This window comes from Cupriavidus sp. D384 (genome assembly GCF_001652915.1).
In the GTDB taxonomy this organism is placed as follows: domain Bacteria; phylum Pseudomonadota; class Gammaproteobacteria; order Burkholderiales; family Burkholderiaceae; genus Cupriavidus.
Map to the genome: position 1 here is coordinate 125,285 of NZ_BBQI01000130.1, position 16,594 is coordinate 141,878.

Consider the following 16,594-nt stretch of genomic DNA (forward strand, 5'->3'; position numbering starts at 1 on the left):
ATGACCCTATGACTTTCCATCGACAGGCCACCGCGCTGATGGCACTGGCCGGCCTTGCGCTGGCCGGCCCGGTGTCGGCCACCGCCCAGGTCACGCCGGTCGCGCCCCAGGGCGCCCCGCAGGCACAGACCGCCCGCAATCCTTTTGCCAACGACGACCCCGCGCGGGTCGCCGTCGAACAGTTCCTGCTGCGCCAGTCCATCGGGCTGCCGGGCAAGGTCAGCGTGCAGGTGGTGCCGCCGTCGGGCGGCCGCGCGCCCGAATGCGTGGACCCCGAACCGTTCCTGCCCGCCGGCGCCGCGCCCTATGGCCGCGTGAACGTGGGACTGCGCTGCGGTGGCGAACGCCCCTGGACGCGCTACATGCAGGCCCGTGTGTCAGTGCTGACTGACTACTACGTGGCCGCCCGGTCCATGGGCCCGGGCGAGACCATCACGGCGGCCGATCTGGAGTTGCGCCAGGGCGACCTGGGCGCGCTGCCGCGTGCGGTGGTGACCGATCTGTCGCAGGTGGATGGTTCGGTCGTTGCCAATCGCGTCGCGGCCGGATCGCCGATGCGCACCGACCTGATCAAGAAGCCGATTGCCGTGAAATCGGGCCAGACCGTCAACGTGACCGTCATGGGCGATTCGTTCCAGTTGAGCAGCGAAGGCAAGGTACTGACCGATGCCGCCACCGGCAGCGCCGTGCAGGTGCGCCTGCGCAACGGCCAGGTGGTGAGCGGCGTGGTCCGCAGCGGCGACACGGTGGTGCTCCAGCAGTAAGAACAGCCGGAAAGAAGTTGATACATCACTTTTTTGCAGTTTTTGCAGTAGCGGGAAGTTAGTCATCACACGGGCTGGGATCCCCGAAGCAGCAGGAAGCAGACAGCCGTACCAACCGGCGCAGACCGACCGTGCGAGAATGCGGGGCATCTGCTCCGGGATCGACCCGAAAACCCGGAAATCTGCCGGCGAACAGCCTAAAGTTTCCGGTCGTCGGGTCGATAACTCAGAGGAACCCAGCAAGGATTTCACCGTGAAGATCAACAACTCCACTCCGTCCCGGCCCGCCGACACTGCGGCTACCGAAGGCAACGCCCGTGCGGGCGCCAACGGTGCCACGTCTACGGACCCCTCCGCCCTGACCGGCGTGCGCGTCAGCCCGCTGGCCGCACAGGTGCGCGACATCGGTGCGCGCCTGACGCAGGACAGCGACAGCGACATCGACGCTGCCAAGGTTGCGGAAGTCCGTCAGGCCATTGCGGAAGGCCGGATCAAGATCGATCCCAGCAAGATCGCCGATGGCCTGCTCGCCTCTTTGCATGAGCTGAGCCAGGGCGGCAGCCAATCCTGAACCTGACATGAGCCAAGCAGCGCTGATCCAGTCCCTTTCGGTAGAAGCCAACGCAATCGCCGCTTTCGGGCGCACCCTCTCGGAAGAGCGCGATGCCATCAAGCGGCAGGATTTCCAGGCACTGAGCGAACTGCTCAACAAGAAGATGGAACTGGCTCAGGCGCTGACGCGCGCCTCTGCCACCCGCGAGGCGCAGATGATCGCCCTTGGCCTGCGCGCGGGCGACGGCGGCCTGCTGGTTGGCCGCGAAGTGGAACCGGCCGTGGCCGAGGCCTGGCGCAAGGTGGTGTTCTTCGCCCACAAGGCCAAGGACGCCAACGACCTGAATGGCGCCATCGTCAACGCCCATCTGGAATTCACGCAGGAAGCCATCCAGGTGCTGCGCCAGGGCGGCATGACCCCGAACGAGATGTACGGCCGCGACGGCAAGGCCCAGGCGGCTGCCAGCGGCGTAAGCCTGGCGGCAGGCTGAAGCGCACGCCGGGCCGCCGGCGCGTCAGAGCCTGCCTACGCAAGGCTCGGCCATTGCCTGATCGCGAACGACGGGCATCCTCCCTACATTGACATTGAGCCACCCGCTGCAGCCTGCCGGCGCAGCGGAGTGACGTCCGGTAACCAAAACAATGTCCGGAGGTACAGCCATGTCATTCCTGCTCTATGTGATCGGTCTCGTGGTACTGGTGGGCGGCATCGCCTGGGGGCTCTCCGTGGCCGGCGTGGCGCATGTCTATATCGGCATCGCCTGCGTGATCGTGCTCGGCATCGGCATCATGTCGGCGGTCTCGCGTACCCGCACCAAAGACCCCTCCTGATTGCCACGGCTGGCCGACACCGCCGTGGACCTCGACAGCACGACGCCGGGCCTGACCCGGCCGGCCCCTCCGCAGAATGTAAACATTGCGGAACATGGGCCGCGCTCTATACACTCGAAGCGTTCAGATCTCCGCACGGTGATCGCCGCCATGTTCGAGGCCCTGCGAAAAACAACCAGCGCGCTGTTAGACCCCGACCGACGATTCCGGCAAGCCCGCATCTTCCACGCCACGCGCGTGGCGCTGGCCCTGCTGGTGTCGATTGCGCTCACTACCGGTATCAATATTCCGCACGGCGAATGGGCCACCATCACCGTGCTGGTGGTCATCGGCGGGCTGCAGCACCACGGCAATATCCGCCGGCGGGCCGCCGAGCGCGGCGCCGGCACGGTGATCGGCGCCCTGATCGGCCTGTTCCTGATCATCCAGGAAAACTACTTCGGCATCCCCACGCTGACCTGGGGCCTGATGGCCGTCATCTGCGGCTATTGCGCCTACCACGCCGTAGGCAAGGGCGGATATATCGCCTTGCTGGCAGCCGTGACCGTGGTCATTACGGCCGGGCACGGCAACCAGGACGTCTATGACGCGCTGTGGCGCACCGTCGATGTCCTGATCGGCACCGCCATCGCGCTGGTGTTCTCATTCGCATTCCCGGCGTATGCGTCATATTCCTGGCGGTTCAAGCTGGCCAGCCTGCTACGCGCGTGTGCGGCGGTGCATGCCAAGATCGAGCGGGGCCAGCGCGACGAGAAGGAACGGCAGCAGGACATGATGAAGCTGTCGGGCCTGCTGGTGCAGATGCGCAGCCTGATTCCGTCGGTGTCCAAGGAAACCCGGGTGCCCACGTCCGACCTGGAAGAAGTCCAGCACAGCGCCCGCGTCTGCATCAGCGCCCTGGAGATGCTGGCCGCCATCGACCCCGATGCCGTGGAAGACACCAGCGACGAGCACAACATCCGTGACCTGCTGCTGGAGATGGCGTCCGCGCTGGAAGCGGGCGACCAGACGATGGTGCATCTGCACCCGTCGCTGCCATCGCCGCACCCGGACGACCCGTCGATCGGGCAAAGCTCCCATGCTTTCCTGACCTTGCAGTTGTCCGCGGAACTGGCCCACCTGCGCGATCACCTGTCGCAGATGGCGGCGCAAACCCGCTTTCCGTACGGCGCCCACTGACCGGCCGCGGCGCCCTTGCCCGGGCCCGTTCGGGTTCGCTTACCTGCGATCCGCCATCGCGATCCGCAACGCCAGCGCACCCAGCACCGTACCCATGACATAGCGCTGGGCGCGCAGCCATCGCTCGCTGCGCGACAGGAATGCCGTGATGCCCGACGCGCCAAGCACCAGCAGGCAGTTCACCGCGCCACTGACGCCGATCTGCACGGCACCAAGCTGCAGGCTCTGCATCAGCACCGAGCCGTTTTCGGGATGCAGGAATTGCGGGAAGAACGACAGGTAGAACATGGCAACCTTGGGATTCAGCAGGTTCGTGACGAACCCCATGCTGAACAGCTTGCGCGGCGGATCGGCCGGCAACGTGCGCGCCTGGAACGGCGCGCTGCCGCCCGGACGCACCGCCTGCCAGGCCAGCCAGAGCAGGTAGGCCGCGCCCATCAGCCGGATCGCATCGAACGCGAATGGCACGGCCATCAGCAAGGCGGTCAGGCCCAGCGACGCAGCCATCAGGTGGACGACAAATCCAAGCAGCACGCCCGCCAGCGAAACCAGTCCGGCGCCTCGCCCCTGGCACAGCGCGCGCGACACGCAGTAGATCATGTTCGGGCCCGGTGTCAGCACCAGGATCAGACAGGCCAGGGAGAAGAACGCGAGTTCGTGCCAGGTGAGCATGATGGGGGCTTCCCGATGAGGTGTTCTTGTTGGTCTTGTCGAAAGGGACGGACCATTATAGGGGGGCGTACGGCACCGTGTCAGACAACATCCCCTTGCCTAATGCGCCGCCCTCGGCCACATTGAGGGCACCCCGTCCCGGTGTGCCGCCATGCAACTCCTCGACGCCCGTATCCGCCTGGTGCTCCGCCACCCCGGCCGGTTCCTGCTCGATGCGCTGGTCCACTTTCGCGCCAACCAGGGCCTGCTGCTGGCCGGCGCCGTGGCCTACTACGCGCTGCTCTCGATCGTGCCGCTGCTGATCCTGATGCTGATCGGCCTGTCGCAGGTGCTGGATCCCGTCGAATTGCTCGAAACGTTGGAGCGCTATCTGGAATGGCTGCTGCCGGGACAATCGCATGCGCTGGTCACCGAACTTGCCCGCTTTCTCAACAATCGCGGCGTCATCGGCTGGGTACTGGCCATTACGATGATTTTCTTCAGCTCGCTGGCGTTCACGGTGCTGGAAAACGCGATGTCGGTGATCTTCATCCATCGCGTGGCCATCCGGCGGCGCCATTTCCTGGTGTCCGCGATCCTGCCCTATTGCTACATCCTCGTGCTCAGCATCGGGCTGCTGATCGTGACCGTGGTGGCGGGCGGCCTGCAGACCATCGGCGAACGGCATCTGGAGGTGCTGGGCCACGACTGGTCGCTGGGCCGCCTGTCCGGCTGGCTGCTGTACGGGCTGGGTTTCCTGGGCGAGATCCTGCTGCTGACGTCGATCTACCTGGTGATGCCGGTAGGCCGGCTGTCAGTGCGGCACGCGCTGGCCGGGGCGGTCTTTGCCGCCGTCCTGTGGGAAATCTCTCGCCATGTGCTGGTTTGGTACTTTTCGACACTTTCCCAGGTCGGCAAGGTCTATGGATCGTTGACCACAGCCATCGTCGTGCTGCTCAGCCTGGAGATTGCCGCCACCCTGCTGCTGTTCGGCGCCCAGATCATTGCGGATTTCGAGCGGGGCGGCGAGCCGCCCGAGGTGGCCCGCGATGGCGCGACCTTCCACACCTGATCGCCATCGACATAAGTTGCTAAATCATCACACGCCGGGAGCAAATACCCGAGCACCGTACTCGAACTCTTCTATAAGACATAAGAATCGAGAATTTTGCAGGTTCCGGATTCCGACCTAAATTGATGAACTTGCAAGCCATTGCATGCTGAAGCCTGACAGATGCGCAAAGCAGCGTTGAATGCCGCTGCATACAGCACACAAATTTCACATGAAGGAGCGTACCTCCGCCATGCAAAATCAGGCAAAATTCGAATCTTGCCCCGCACCGCGACCCGGGCGTGGCATTTCCCAACCCGAATTTGATGCGAGATAAGCGATGAGCAACCAGCAGCCCACCATCATCTACACCCTAACCGACGAAGCTCCGCTGCTGGCCACCAGTGCCTTCCTGCCTATCATCCGCACGTTCACCGGCCCGGCCGGCGTGAACGTCGAAACCAGCGACATCTCGGTGGCTGGCCGTATCCTGGGCGAATTCCCGGAATTCCTGACCGAAGAACAGCGCGTGCCGGACAACCTGGCCGAACTGGGCCGCCTGACGCAGGACCCGGACACCAACATCATCAAGCTGCCGAACATCAGCGCCTCGGTGTTCCAGCTGGTCAGCGCGATCAAGGAACTGCAGTCGAAGGGCTACAAGATCCCCGACTTCCCGGAAGATCCGAAGACCGACGAAGAAAAGGCCATCCAGAAGCGCTACTCGAAGTGCCTGGGCAGCGCCGTGAACCCGGTGCTGCGCGAAGGCAACTCCGATCGCCGCGCGCCGGCCGCCGTCAAGAACTACGCCCGCAAGCACCCGCACAGCATGGGTGACTGGAGCATGGCCTCGCGCACGCACGTGGCCCACATGAAGCACGGCGACTTCTACCACGGCGAAAAGTCGATCACGCTGGACAAGGCACGTGAAGTCCGCATGGAACTGGTGACCAAGAGCGGCAAGACCGTGGTGCTGAAGCCGAAGGTCTCGCTGCAGGATGGCGAGGTCATCGACAGCATGTTCATGAGCAAGAAGGCCCTGCTGGCCTTCTACGAAGACCAGATGGAAGACGCGCGCAAGACCGGCGTCATGCTGAGCCTGCACGTCAAGGCCACCATGATGAAGGTGTCGCACCCGATCGTGTTCGGCCACGCCGTCAAGGTCTTCTACAAGGACGCCTTTGCCAAGCACCAGAAGCTGTTCGACGAACTGGGCGTAAACGTCAACAACGGCCTGGTTGACCTGTACACCAAGATCGACGCGCTGCCGGAGTCGAAGAAGGAAGAAGTCATCCGCGACATGCACGCCTGCCACGAACATCGTCCGGAACTGGCGATGGTGGATTCGGCCAAGGGCATCTCGAACCTGCACGCACCGAACGACGTGATCGTCGACGCTTCGATGCCAGCCATGATCCGTATCGGCGGCAAGATGTGGGGTGCCGACGGCCGTACCAAGGACACCAAGTGCCTGATCCCGGAATCGACGTTCGCCCGCATCTATCAGGAAATCATCAACTTCTGCAAGACCAACGGCGCCTTCGACCCGGTGACGATGGGCACGGTGCCGAACGTCGGCCTGATGGCGCAGAAGGCTGAAGAATACGGTTCGCACGACAAGACCTTCGAGATCCCCGAAGACGGCGAAGCCCGCATCGTCGACAACGCCACCGGCGAAGTGCTGACGGCGCTGACGCAGCAGGTCGAGCAGGGCGACATCTGGCGCATGTGCCAGGTCAAGGACGCGCCGATCCGCGACTGGGTGAAGCTGGCCGTCACGCGCGCCCGCAACTCGGGCATGCCGGCCGTGTTCTGGCTGGACCCGTACCGTCCGCACGAGGCCGAGCTGATCAAGAAGGTGGAAACCTACCTGAAGGATTACGACACCAAGGGCCTGGACATCCAGATCATGTCGCAAGTGCGCGCCATGCGTTACACGCTGGAGCGCGTGATCCGCGGCCTGGACACCATCTCGGTGACCGGCAACATCCTGCGCGACTACCTGACCGACCTGTTCCCGATCATGGAACTGGGCACCAGCGCCAAGATGCTGTCGATCGTGCCGCTGATGGCCGGTGGCGGCATGTACGAAACGGGCGCGGGCGGTTCGGCTCCGAAGCACGTGCAGCAGCTGGTGGAAGAAAACCACCTGCGCTGGGATTCGCTGGGTGAATTCCTGGCGCTGGCCGTGTCGCTGGAAGAGCTGGGCATCAAGTCGGGCAACAACCGCGCAAAGGTGCTGGCCAAGACGCTGGACGCCGCAACCGGCAAGCTGCTGGACAACGCCAAGAGCCCGTCGCCGAAGACCGGCCAGCTCGACAACCGCGGCAGCCAGTTCTACCTGGCCATGTACTGGGCCCAGGAACTGGCCGCGCAGACGGAAGACGCCGACCTGGCAAAGACGTTCGCGCCGCTGGCAAAGACACTGACGGAAAACGAAAAGACCATCATCGGCGAACTGGGCGACGTGCAGGGCAAGCCGGTGGATATCGGCGGCTACTACAAGCCGGACGACGCCAAGCTCGAAGCCATCATGCGCCCGAGCAAGACGCTGAACGCCGCGCTGGACACCGTGAAGGCCTGAGCGCCTGATCCTGGCATCATGTGGGCCGCCCCGCGCGGACTGCATGATGCATCGGACAAAAAAACGCCCCGTGGCAGAGATGCCACGGGGCGTTTTTGTTGCTTCCGGCTTGCGGACGGCTAACCCGCCTTGCTGCATTTCCCCTGGACCAGTGCGGAGCCGGTAAAGGGCACATCCAGATATGGCACCTGCACCTCCGCGAAATAGGCCATCGTTGAGGCGTCCAGCGGCAGGAATACCTGCGCGCGCGTGCCCAGCGCGCCCTCCGGCACGGTCCATTCGGTCGACATGATGCCGTCGATGACTACCATCTGCGCGGCCCCGCCCGTCGAGTTCCTGGAGAAATTCGTGTAGAGCGTGGCCGCAGATCCCGAGGCAACGTCGGTGATCTCGCCATCGGCGGAAATCGTGAACGCACCCGATTGCATCGTTCCATCCATCACAACAGGTATGCCCAGCGTCGGCGACCGCAGAAACGACACGGCAGGCTGCGCGCACGTCCAGCGACCGGCCACCTGAGCGGCACTCAGCGTCTGCGCGGGACGGAAGATCGCGACGCCGGTGATCGGATCACCCATGTTGTTGGGATAGTTCAGGTCAAGGTAGAGCGTTTGCACGCCGTTGGCTGGCAGGGCGAACACGCGCCCCTGGAGCTTCCCGCCCAGCGTCAGTTCGTACGCGCCCGGATAGCGGGTCTGGTCGGCCAGCGTCAGGCTGCCGAGCGCCGCGTTGCTGCAGGTGTCGCTGTACCCGGCCTGGCACATGCGCACCGACCCATCGGCACCGAGGCGCATCTGGCTGGCAAATCCGAACTGCACCTGCAGGTTGCCACTTGACGCGTAGTACGTGGACTGCGTGCTGATCAGGCTGTAGATGCCGGCCAGGCTGGCGGGCGTTTGGACCGTCGACACGCTGCTGGCGCTGATATGGCCCGACAGCTTGCCACCGCCAAGCTGTTTCGGCAGCCCCGCGATTTCGCCGGTCAACGTCGTGCCCGATACCGTGAACGCCGCCGTGATCGACCCGATCAGCGCCGACACGAAGGCAGGCGGCGGATCTGCGTCGTCCACGGCAAGGTTGGCGACGGTGTAGATGCCACCGTTCTTCGTATAGTCGCCGACCAGCGTGCCGCTCAGACCGAACGCGGAATCCGCAAACCGGATCTTGAGCTTGCCGGCTGCCGGCGCGTCGAGCGTGACGGCAATGGTGTCCCCAAAACTGATGACGCCCATATAGGTGACTGCAGCGGGCGTGACCGACCCGCCACCACCGTTGTCTCCCGTGCCACCCGAGCCACCGGTGCTGCCGCTGCCGCCGGTGCCCGCGCTACCGCCGGCGCCTGCCGAGCCGTTGCCGGCACTGCTTGCTGCCCCGCTGCTTCCCCCATCACCCCCGCCGCACCCGGCCAATGCCAGGCTGACGATCCATGCACCCGCCAGTGCACCCAATGCCCGTTGCGTCGTCGCAATCTTCATGCTGCCCCTCTTCCCCGTCTGTTGTTTTGGTGCATGCACGTTTTGCGCCGTGGTTTCGCATCCGCGCAACGCGTGCAACAATTCGGGCGAATCGTAGCCTTATCCTCGCGGCGTGTATGTCCCCCGAACATGTGACATAAGGCCACCTCCCCTCTTGAGTAGGGACGTTCGCGGTTGCACGAGCCGCTGCCAGAGTCGTCGTGCGCAGCCTTGACGACTTCGCAACCCGACGCCTCGTGACGAACACCCGCCCCAATCCGCCTGTCCAGCCTGCCCCGCCTGTCCGTGTCGCCCTGATCGAGGACGATCCACGCTTCAGCACCGCATTCATGCAGGCGCTGTCCAGCGCTCCGGACATGCGTTCGGCCGGCACTGCGGCCACGTTGTCCGCGGGGCTGTCGTTGCTGCGCGATTCCAGCCCGGCCGACATCCTGGTCATCGACCTTGGCCTGCCCGACGGCTCCGGCATCGATGCGATCCACGCCGCCCGCACCGCCTGGCCACGCTGCGAAATCATGGTGGCCACCGTGTTCGGCGACGAATCCCACGTCATGCGTTCGATTGCCGCTGGCGCCACGGGCTATCTCCTCAAGGACAGCAGTGCGGCGGACATCGTGCGCGAACTTCGTTCGCTGCATCAGGGCGGCAGTCCGATGAGCCCGCTGATTGCCCGGCAGGTGCTGCTACGGATGCGCGCGCCAGCATCGGATGCCCCCGCCGAACCTCCTCCCCTGCCGCCTGCCGCCATCCCGCCGACGACGCTGTCGCCCCGTGAATACCAGGTGCTGACCGATATCACGCGCGGCTTTTCTCACGACGAGATCGCCCAGCGCCTCGGGGTGTCGCGCCACACGCTGCTGACCTACGTGCGCCGCATCTACGTCAAGCTGGACGTGCATTCGAAGGTCGAAGCCATCAACGTGGCGCGCATGCAGGGCCTGCTCGATGACCGCTAGGCTTATCTGGCACCGATGGCTGGCGTTGGCACTGTGCGTGACGGCGATCCTCGCCAGCGCATGCGCCCATGCGGCCAGCCTGCCCCTGCATCTCGCCACCGCGCAGCTGCGCATCACGCCTGACGGGTCGCTCGAATCGCCGCCGATGCAACTGGTCATGCCAGCAGACGCCGAGCCCTGGCGTCAAACGCCCCTGCCCGTCGTGGTGCCGCGCCAGATCACGCCCGATTCGCTCGACAACGGCGCGGTCAGCACGGTGTGGGTGCGCGTACAGGTGCCCGATGCCACCGGCACCGCCAACGCGGGCGATCCGCTGTATCTCTACGCGGCCCGATGGCAGACCGTGGGCCGCCTGGCCGTCTATGTCGACGGCCAGCTGCGCTGGCACTCGCGCGCCGGTCCCGTCTGGAACAGCTACAACTATCCGCTCTGGATTCCGCTGGGGCCACACCCGCACGACATCGTCGTGCGCATGGATATGACCGGGCAGGTCGGCGGCGCGCTGTCGACCATGCGCATCGGCACCAACGGGCAGCTGCTATGGCGCTATGCCGTGCGCAGCTTCCTGCAGACGCAGTTCCCCTATCTGTCCAGCGGCGCATTGCTGGCAATCGGCATCTTCTCGCTGATGGTCTGGTGCCGGCGCCGCGCGGAATCGCGCTACCTGCTCTGCTTCCTGGCCGCCGGCAGCTACTTCCTGCATACGCTGCAGTACCTGGTGGGGCAGGATCCGCTGCCGATCCCCGAAGCCTGGTTCACCTGGCTGGCGTTCAACAGCATTGCCTGGCTGATCCTCGCGTGCTACGTCTTCATCTTCCGTTACCTCGACGTGCGCTACCGGCGGCTCGAAGCGGCGCTGACCTGCATCGTGGTCTTCCTGGCGACCAGCACGTTGCCGCTGTCCTGGTTCACGCATGCGGTGTTCCTGTTTCCGCTCGCGCAGCTGTTGCTGGTCTGCCTGAACCTGACGGCGTCGATTGCCGCGCTGCAGGCGTCGTGGCGCGCCCGCTCGCGCGAGGCGCTGCTGTTCTCGATCTGGAACGCGATGAGCACGCCCATCGCCGTGCACGACGTGCTGCTGCAGAACTACCGCATCAGTATCGAAGGCATCTACCTGTTGTCGTATCTGGGCTGCGTACAGCTGCTGCTGTTCATGTACCTGATGTACCGCCGCTACATCGGCGCGCTGGACCAGGTAGCGCAGGTCAATGCAAGCCTGGCGATGCGTCTGGCGCAGCGCGAAGCCGAACTCAACGAAAGCCATCGGCAGCTTCGGGAGATCGAGCGTCGCGAGACACTGGCGCAGGAGCGCCAGCGCCTGCTGGAAGACATGCACGACGGGCTGGGTTCATCGCTGATGAGCGCGCTGCGGGTGGTCGAGCAGCGCGGCGCGGAGATCGATGTCGCGCAGTTGTTGCGCGAGTGCATTGACGACCTCAAGCTCACCATCGACTCGCTGGAACCGGATTCCGCAGACCTGCTCCTGCTGCTGGCAACGCTGCGTTACCGGCTGGGCCCGCGTCTGGAGGCGGCGGGCATCGGGCTGGTGTGGGAAGTGGAAGACGTGCCGCCGCTGCAGTGGCTGGACCCGCAAGGCGCGTTGCACGTGCTGCGTATCGTGCAGGAAGTGTTCACCAATATCCTGAAGCACGGCAATGCCACCGTGATCCGTGTTCAGACCCACGCGGTGGACGACACCGTGACGGTTCGCATCCATGACAATGGTGCGCCGTTCGACCCCGGCGCCGTCTCGCCCACGCGCGGCGGACGCGGACTGACCAACCTGCACCGCCGCGCCCAGGCCATCGGCGCCACCATCGGCTGGCAGGCCGACGCGCACGGCACATGGTTCGACCTGCTGCTCGCCGTGGCCCGGCCAACGGCCAACGCCTGAGCGCCGGCCCCCTCCATCGCAACCCGGCTAGCGCGCGTCGTGCGAATGCACCTGCAGCGCCTCCAGAAAGCGCGACACCATGTTGTAGGCGGCGACGGTGGCCGTCAGCTCCACCACCTGCCGATGCGGGAAGCGCTGGCGGATGGCCTCGGACACCGAGGCTTCCACCTGGATGTTGCGCGTCATGGCATCGGTATAGGCCAGCACCGCACGTTCCGTGTCATCGAACAGGCTGCTGTCCTGCCAGGCCGGCAGGTCGTCCAGTTGCGCCTGCGTCATGCCTTCCTTCAGCGCAATGGGCGCGTGCTGGTCGGCCTCGTACGGCGCGCCATTGAGAATGGCGACACGCATGATGACCAGTTCACGCAAGGCGCCAGGCAAGCTGGATTTCTGACGGATCGCCGTCAGGTACGCCAGCCAGCCCTCGGCCACGGGCGGGGCGTGCAGCAGCATCTGGTACAGATGCAGCACGCCGCCGCGCTCGGCCGTGATGCGGTCCACCAGCGGACGCACCGCTGGATCGGACAGATCGGCATAGGGAATGTTTGCCATGGTGTCGTGTTCTCCTTCCTGTATTCCTGTGTTCCTGTGTTCCGTGGTGCCTGCCTTGCCGGCCTATTCCGCGACGATGATCCTGCGCTTGACCAGATCGGCCATCACGTCCGAATCCTTCTTCACGCGCGCCGAGAATGCTTCGGGGCTGTTGTTGACGATATCGAACGCGTTCTCCGCGAAGCGCTTCGACACCTCCGTATCATGCATGACTTCGCGAGTGGCCGTCAGGATCTTCTCGCGCACGTCCGGCGGCAGCCCCTTGGGCGCCACCAGGCCGATCCACGTCGGATACTCGAAGCCCGGGATCGATTCGCTCATGGTCGGCACATCGGGCAGCATCGCCGAGCGCCTGGGCGAGCTGACCGCCAGGGCGCGGATCTTGCCGGCCTGGATATGCGGCAGCATCACCGACAGGCCCGCGAACGCGTACTGGATATGCCCGCCAAGCAGATCGGTCAGCAACGGCGCAGCCCCCTTGTACGGGATATGCGTGGTCGACAGCTGCTTCGCGATGTTCAGCTGGGCGCTGTTCACGTGGCCCGCCGATGCGGTGCCCGCCGATCCGTACGACGTCTCCGGATGCGTCTTCAGGTAGGCCACCAGCTGGTCGACGTTCTTCACCTGCATGTCGCTGCGCACCACCAGCACCTGCGGCGTGGTCACCAGCAGGCTCAGGTAGTCGAACGAGGTGAACGTATCGAAGCGCAGGTTCTTTACCGTGTAGTGGTTCACCGCCTGGGAATCGAGGGCCAGCATCAGCGTATAGCCGTCGGGGCGGGCCCGTGCCAGATCCCCCGCCCCCAGCGATCCGCTGGCACCGGGCTTGTTCTCGATCACCACGGTCTGCCCGAGTTGCTTGCCAAGCGCGTTGGAGATCGTGCGCGCGGTCTGGTCGACGGCGCCCCCCGGCGCGAACGGCACGATCAGGCGGATGGGCTGGTTCGGATACGGTTGCTGCGCCCTGGCGGGCGCCGTGCCCAGCATCGCCGCCATGGCGGTCGCCACCAGCGCGGCGGCACCAAACAGACGTCGGGAAATGCGTGCCATCGTTGTCTCCTGTTTTGATTGGGTGATGACTCGATGCCGGCGGACTCTGCGGCCCGTCCAGGCAAATACGCCACGGGGTGAAGCCTGTCAGCGCGTTGCGGCCACCAGCCCGCCGTCGACCACGATCTCCGTGCCGGTCACGTAGCGGCTTTCGTCCGCCGCCAGGAACAGTGCCGCGTGCGCGGTATCCCAGCCGTCGCCCATGCGCTTCATCGGCACCTGGTTGTTGCGATGCGCGATAAAGCCTGCGGTATCTCCCTTCGCATACTTGGCGGCCAGCCCCTCGATCAGCGGCGTATGCATCAGCCCCGGCACCACGCAGTTGAGGCGGATATTGTCGGGGGCGTGAATCACGGCCGTAGTGCGCGTGAAATGCATGAGTCCCGCCTTGGCGGCGGCATAGGCAACCTGCGGCTTGCCCACGTAGCGCAGGCCGGCCACCGATGCCACGTTGATCACGGAGCCCCCGCCCTGGCGCTGCATGATCGGCAGGACATGCTTGCAGCCCAGGAACGCGCCCTTGAGGTTGACCTGCATCTGCGCGTCCCAGACCGCTTCGTCCATGTCGACGGGCCCGCCGGGCTGCGACAGGCCGACGTTGTTGACCAGGATGTCGATCCGGCCAAACCGGGCCATGCAGGCCTGCACGGCCTGTTCCACCTGGTCTGCCCGGGTGCTGTCGCAGGCCATGACTTCGGCTTCGAAACCTTCGGCCACGATCAGGTCGCGCGTCTCGCTGGCGTGCTCGACGTGCAGGTCGGTACCGAACACGCTGGCACCCTGGCGCGCCATCAGTACCGCCGTGGCGCGGCCATTGCCCCAGCCCTTGGCCACCGCGCCGCAGCCCATCACCAGGGCCACCTTGCCATTCAGATCCAGCATGCCGCGTCTCCGTATCGAACGTTGTCGTGAAATTTGCCGGCCCATTCTAGGCACGCTACATTTATTGCGGAAATTCCATTTATCGATAAATTGATAGGTACCGGGAATGAATGTCACGCCGCGTCAGCTGCGCATCTTTCTTGCGCTGGCCCAGTCGCTGAACTTCAGCCGCACGGCCGAACAGTTCTTTGTCACCCAGCCATCGCTGAGCAAGACGGTGAAGGATCTGGAGGATGAACTCGGTGTCGCGCTGTTCGAGCGCTCCACCCGCAGCGTGCGGCTGACGCCTGCCGGCGAACAGCTGGTGCCGATGGCGCGCCGCATCGTCGGCGAATTCGACACCGGCCTGCAGCAGATGCAGAACCGGGCCGAACAGGAGGCGCACCGCCTGGCCGTTGCGGCGCTGCCGTCACTGGCCAATGTGCTGCTGCCCGGTGTTTGCGCGGCGCTGGAGCGGCGCTACCCCCAGCCGCATATCAGCGTTCACGACTGCGCCGACCAGGCGGCCGTGCGCCGCGTGGTCAACTACCAGGTCGACTTTGCGCTGGCGTCGGCCTCGCCATCGAACCCCGATCTGCACTACGAGGAGATCCTGCGCGACCGCTTCGTGTTACTGGCGCCGGTGGCCTGGCGGCAACGGCTGGGAGCGCGCACGCGGATGGAAGACCTGAACGACCTGCCGCTGATCAGCATGACAGACGCCAGCACCGCCATGAAATACATGAGCGCGGCCTTCCTGCAGCGTGGCGTGGTGTTCCGCCCCAAGCTGCAGCTCGACCAGATCGGCACCATCGCGGGCTTCGTCAAGCAGGGGCTGGGCATCGCGGTGTTGCCCTACCTGGGCATCATGCCGTTGCTGTCGCTCAAGGGCATGTCGGTGGCGGAGATCGTGGATGGCCCGGTACGGTCGGTGGGTATCGTCAGCCGCAAGGCGTCCACGGCATCCGGCATCGCCACGCAGGCCATGACCGAAGTGCGCGCAATCGCCGATCGCCTGATCGAGCAGGCGCCGGAATGGATCTGGCCGCCGGGCGGCGCGTAGCGGCTGGCCTTGCCCCGCAGGCCCGTTACCTGAAGGTCGTCATCCAGTACGCGCGGATTTGCCTCACCACGGGTTCGGGCAGCGCCACGTAGTTCTCGGCCGACACGTCGGCCTGCCCTTCCATCAGCGCCCACTGGAAGAACGCCAGCGCATCGCGCGTGGCGGCCGGCGTACCCGAGCCCCGTGGCATCAGCACGAACACGGTGCCGGTAATGGGCCAGACGGCCGGGCCCGGCGGATTCGTCAGCACCTGGTAGAAGTCCTGCTGGGGATTCCATTCCGCCGCCGCCGCCGCGGCACTGAACGACTCGCGCGACGGCTGCACATAGTGGCCGTCACGGTTCTGCACCGAGGCATATGGCAGCTTGCGCTGCAACGCATAGGTCAGTTCCACATAGCCCAGCGCCCCCTTCACGTTGCGGATATAGACCGCGACGCCGTCATTGCCGCTGGCGCCCATACCCAGCGGCCATTTCACCGTGGTGCCGGCACCGACGGCGTCCTGCCATTCGGGGCTGACCTTGGAGAGGAAATCGGTCCAGTTGAACGTGGTGCCAGAACTGTCGTTGCGATGGACGACCGTGATGCCCATGTCGGGCAATGAAACACCGGGATTGATCGCCACGATGGCCGGGTCATTCCATTTGACGATACGGCCCTGGAAGATTGCCGCCAGCAGCGGCCCGGTCAGGCGCATTTGCCCGGGTGCCACGCCGGGCAGGTTCAGCACCGGCACCACGCCACCCACCACGATCGGAAACTGCGCCAGGCCCGCACGCTGCAGTTCCTCAGGCTTGAGTGGCATGTCGGTGGCGCCGAACGTGACATTGGCCGCCTTGATCTGCCGGATGCCGTTGCCCGATCCCACGGGCTGGTAGTTGACCTGCTGCCCCGTCTTTGCGTAATACGTGGCCGCCCATTTGGACATCAGCGGATACACGAACGTGGAACCGGCGCCGGTTACATCGCCGGCGATCGCCGGCCCGGCCCATGCACCACAGATCAGCATCGTCGCCATGAACGCGCGCACCGCGCACTGGACAGCCCTGGGCACACGCGACGAGTCCATGATCGTTCTTCCTTGTTTTCAGCGTACGACAGGCGCGCCGCTCAAGGACTCAGGCTAGCAGA

Annotated in this window: 16 protein-coding genes; 10 read left to right on the forward strand and 6 right to left on the reverse strand. The window is 65.1% G+C overall.

Annotated features, from left to right (window positions below; translation table 11 throughout):
• The first annotated feature begins 8 nt into the window (after positions 1-8).
• The 5 genes from flgA to A9J21_RS29510 all read left to right on the forward strand — a co-directional run bounded on the left by flgA (position 9) and on the right by A9J21_RS29510 (position 3,326).
• The gene (flgA, locus tag A9J21_RS29495) at positions 9-764 is read left to right on the forward strand and encodes a flagellar basal body P-ring formation chaperone FlgA (RefSeq protein ID WP_066742423.1); all 756 of its coding nucleotides are present in this window, start codon (positions 9-11) and stop codon (positions 762-764) included.
• Positions 765-1,017: 253 nt separating this feature from the next.
• The gene (gene flgM, locus A9J21_RS29500; protein WP_066742425.1) at positions 1,018-1,335 is read left to right on the forward strand and encodes a flagellar biosynthesis anti-sigma factor FlgM; all 318 of its coding nucleotides are present in this window, start codon (positions 1,018-1,020) and stop codon (positions 1,333-1,335) included.
• Positions 1,336-1,342: 7 nt separating this feature from the next.
• The gene (locus tag A9J21_RS29505) at positions 1,343-1,807 is read left to right on the forward strand and encodes a flagellar protein FlgN (protein ID WP_066742428.1); all 465 of its coding nucleotides are present in this window, start codon (positions 1,343-1,345) and stop codon (positions 1,805-1,807) included.
• A 169-nt stretch (positions 1,808-1,976) separates the two neighbouring features.
• Positions 1,977-2,147 carry a hypothetical protein gene (locus tag A9J21_RS32135; RefSeq protein ID WP_197497592.1) on the forward strand — a complete coding sequence of 57 codons (171 nt, stop codon included), beginning with the start codon at positions 1,977-1,979 and terminating at the stop codon, positions 2,145-2,147.
• 150 nt (positions 2,148-2,297) lie between these two features.
• On the forward strand, positions 2,298-3,326 hold the full coding sequence (locus A9J21_RS29510; RefSeq protein WP_066742431.1) for an FUSC family protein: 1,029 nt from the start codon (positions 2,298-2,300) through the stop codon (positions 3,324-3,326).
• A 39-nt stretch (positions 3,327-3,365) separates the two neighbouring features.
• Here the strand turns inward: A9J21_RS29510 and A9J21_RS29515 are convergent, their stop codons facing one another.
• Positions 3,366-3,998, reverse strand: coding sequence for a LysE family translocator (locus tag A9J21_RS29515; protein ID WP_066742433.1), 633 nt, complete (start codon positions 3,996-3,998; stop codon positions 3,366-3,368).
• 151 nt (positions 3,999-4,149) lie between these two features.
• Between A9J21_RS29515 and A9J21_RS29520 the strand changes: the two genes are divergently transcribed.
• Positions 4,150-5,049 carry a YihY/virulence factor BrkB family protein gene (locus A9J21_RS29520; RefSeq protein WP_066742435.1) on the forward strand — a complete coding sequence of 300 codons (900 nt, stop codon included), beginning with the start codon at positions 4,150-4,152 and terminating at the stop codon, positions 5,047-5,049.
• 319 nt (positions 5,050-5,368) lie between these two features.
• Positions 5,369-7,612 (forward strand): NADP-dependent isocitrate dehydrogenase, encoded by a 2,244-nt coding sequence (locus A9J21_RS29525; protein WP_066742438.1) that lies wholly within the window; start codon positions 5,369-5,371, stop codon positions 7,610-7,612.
• Positions 7,613-7,731: 119 nt separating this feature from the next.
• Here A9J21_RS29525 and A9J21_RS29530 read toward each other — a convergent pair whose 3' ends face one another.
• Positions 7,732-9,087 (reverse strand): hypothetical protein, encoded by a 1,356-nt coding sequence (locus A9J21_RS29530; RefSeq protein WP_066742446.1) that lies wholly within the window; start codon positions 9,085-9,087, stop codon positions 7,732-7,734.
• Between the two features lie 236 nt (positions 9,088-9,323).
• Here A9J21_RS29530 and A9J21_RS29535 point away from each other — a divergent pair, with 236 nt between their 5' ends.
• Positions 9,324-10,043: a response regulator transcription factor gene (locus tag A9J21_RS29535; protein ID WP_066742449.1), complete on the forward strand. Its 720-nt coding sequence runs from the start codon at positions 9,324-9,326 to the stop codon at positions 10,041-10,043.
• Positions 10,033-11,937 (forward strand): ATP-binding protein, encoded by a 1,905-nt coding sequence (locus A9J21_RS29540; protein WP_066742451.1) that lies wholly within the window; start codon positions 10,033-10,035, stop codon positions 11,935-11,937. Before A9J21_RS29535 ends, A9J21_RS29540 begins: the two co-directional genes overlap by 11 nt.
• 27 nt (positions 11,938-11,964) lie before the next feature.
• Here the strand turns inward: A9J21_RS29540 and A9J21_RS29545 are convergent, their stop codons facing one another.
• The 3 genes from A9J21_RS29545 to A9J21_RS29555 all read right to left on the reverse strand — a co-directional run bounded on the left by A9J21_RS29545 (position 11,965) and on the right by A9J21_RS29555 (position 14,421).
• Positions 11,965-12,489, reverse strand: coding sequence for a carboxymuconolactone decarboxylase family protein (locus A9J21_RS29545; RefSeq protein ID WP_066742457.1), 525 nt, complete (start codon positions 12,487-12,489; stop codon positions 11,965-11,967).
• A gap of 63 nt (positions 12,490-12,552) precedes the next feature.
• The gene (locus tag A9J21_RS29550) at positions 12,553-13,539 is read right to left on the reverse strand and encodes a tripartite tricarboxylate transporter substrate binding protein (RefSeq protein WP_066742460.1); all 987 of its coding nucleotides are present in this window, start codon (positions 13,537-13,539) and stop codon (positions 12,553-12,555) included.
• Positions 13,540-13,626: 87 nt separating this feature from the next.
• Positions 13,627-14,421 (reverse strand): SDR family NAD(P)-dependent oxidoreductase, encoded by a 795-nt coding sequence (locus A9J21_RS29555; RefSeq protein WP_066742463.1) that lies wholly within the window; start codon positions 14,419-14,421, stop codon positions 13,627-13,629.
• Between the two features lie 106 nt (positions 14,422-14,527).
• Between A9J21_RS29555 and A9J21_RS29560 the strand changes: the two genes are divergently transcribed.
• Complete coding sequence (locus A9J21_RS29560) at positions 14,528-15,463, forward strand: LysR family transcriptional regulator (protein WP_066742466.1); 936 nt, start codon at positions 14,528-14,530, stop codon at positions 15,461-15,463.
• A gap of 25 nt (positions 15,464-15,488) precedes the next feature.
• Here the strand turns inward: A9J21_RS29560 and pstS are convergent, their stop codons facing one another.
• A complete protein-coding gene (gene pstS / locus A9J21_RS29565; RefSeq protein WP_066742469.1) occupies positions 15,489-16,532 on the reverse strand; it encodes a phosphate ABC transporter substrate-binding protein PstS in 1,044 nt (347 codons plus the stop codon).
• Between the last annotated feature and the right edge of the window lie 62 nt (positions 16,533-16,594).

Excerpts from the sequence above, each read along its gene's own strand:
- flgA (WP_066742423.1), top strand. The coding sequence starts at position 9 with ATGACTTTCCATCGACAGGCCACCGCGCTGATGGCACTGGCCGGCCTT.
- A9J21_RS29505 (WP_066742428.1), top strand. The coding sequence starts at position 1,343 with ATGAGCCAAGCAGCGCTGATCCAGTCCCTTTCGGTAGAAGCCAACGCA.
- A9J21_RS32135 (WP_197497592.1), top strand. The coding sequence starts at position 1,977 with ATGTCATTCCTGCTCTATGTGATCGGTCTCGTGGTACTGGTGGGCGGC.
- A9J21_RS29510 (WP_066742431.1), top strand. The coding sequence starts at position 2,298 with ATGTTCGAGGCCCTGCGAAAAACAACCAGCGCGCTGTTAGACCCCGAC.
- A9J21_RS29515 (WP_066742433.1), bottom strand. The coding sequence starts at position 3,998 with ATGCTCACCTGGCACGAACTCGCGTTCTTCTCCCTGGCCTGTCTGATC.
- A9J21_RS29520 (WP_066742435.1), top strand. The coding sequence starts at position 4,150 with ATGCAACTCCTCGACGCCCGTATCCGCCTGGTGCTCCGCCACCCCGGC.
- A9J21_RS29525 (WP_066742438.1), top strand. The coding sequence starts at position 5,369 with ATGAGCAACCAGCAGCCCACCATCATCTACACCCTAACCGACGAAGCT.
- A9J21_RS29530 (WP_066742446.1), bottom strand. The coding sequence starts at position 9,087 with ATGAAGATTGCGACGACGCAACGGGCATTGGGTGCACTGGCGGGTGCA.
- A9J21_RS29540 (WP_066742451.1), top strand. The coding sequence starts at position 10,033 with ATGACCGCTAGGCTTATCTGGCACCGATGGCTGGCGTTGGCACTGTGC.
- A9J21_RS29545 (WP_066742457.1), bottom strand. The coding sequence starts at position 12,489 with ATGGCAAACATTCCCTATGCCGATCTGTCCGATCCAGCGGTGCGTCCG.
- A9J21_RS29550 (WP_066742460.1), bottom strand. The coding sequence starts at position 13,539 with ATGGCACGCATTTCCCGACGTCTGTTTGGTGCCGCCGCGCTGGTGGCG.
- A9J21_RS29555 (WP_066742463.1), bottom strand. The coding sequence starts at position 14,421 with ATGCTGGATCTGAATGGCAAGGTGGCCCTGGTGATGGGCTGCGGCGCG.
- A9J21_RS29560 (WP_066742466.1), top strand. The coding sequence starts at position 14,528 with ATGAATGTCACGCCGCGTCAGCTGCGCATCTTTCTTGCGCTGGCCCAG.
- pstS (WP_066742469.1), bottom strand. The coding sequence starts at position 16,532 with ATGGACTCGTCGCGTGTGCCCAGGGCTGTCCAGTGCGCGGTGCGCGCG.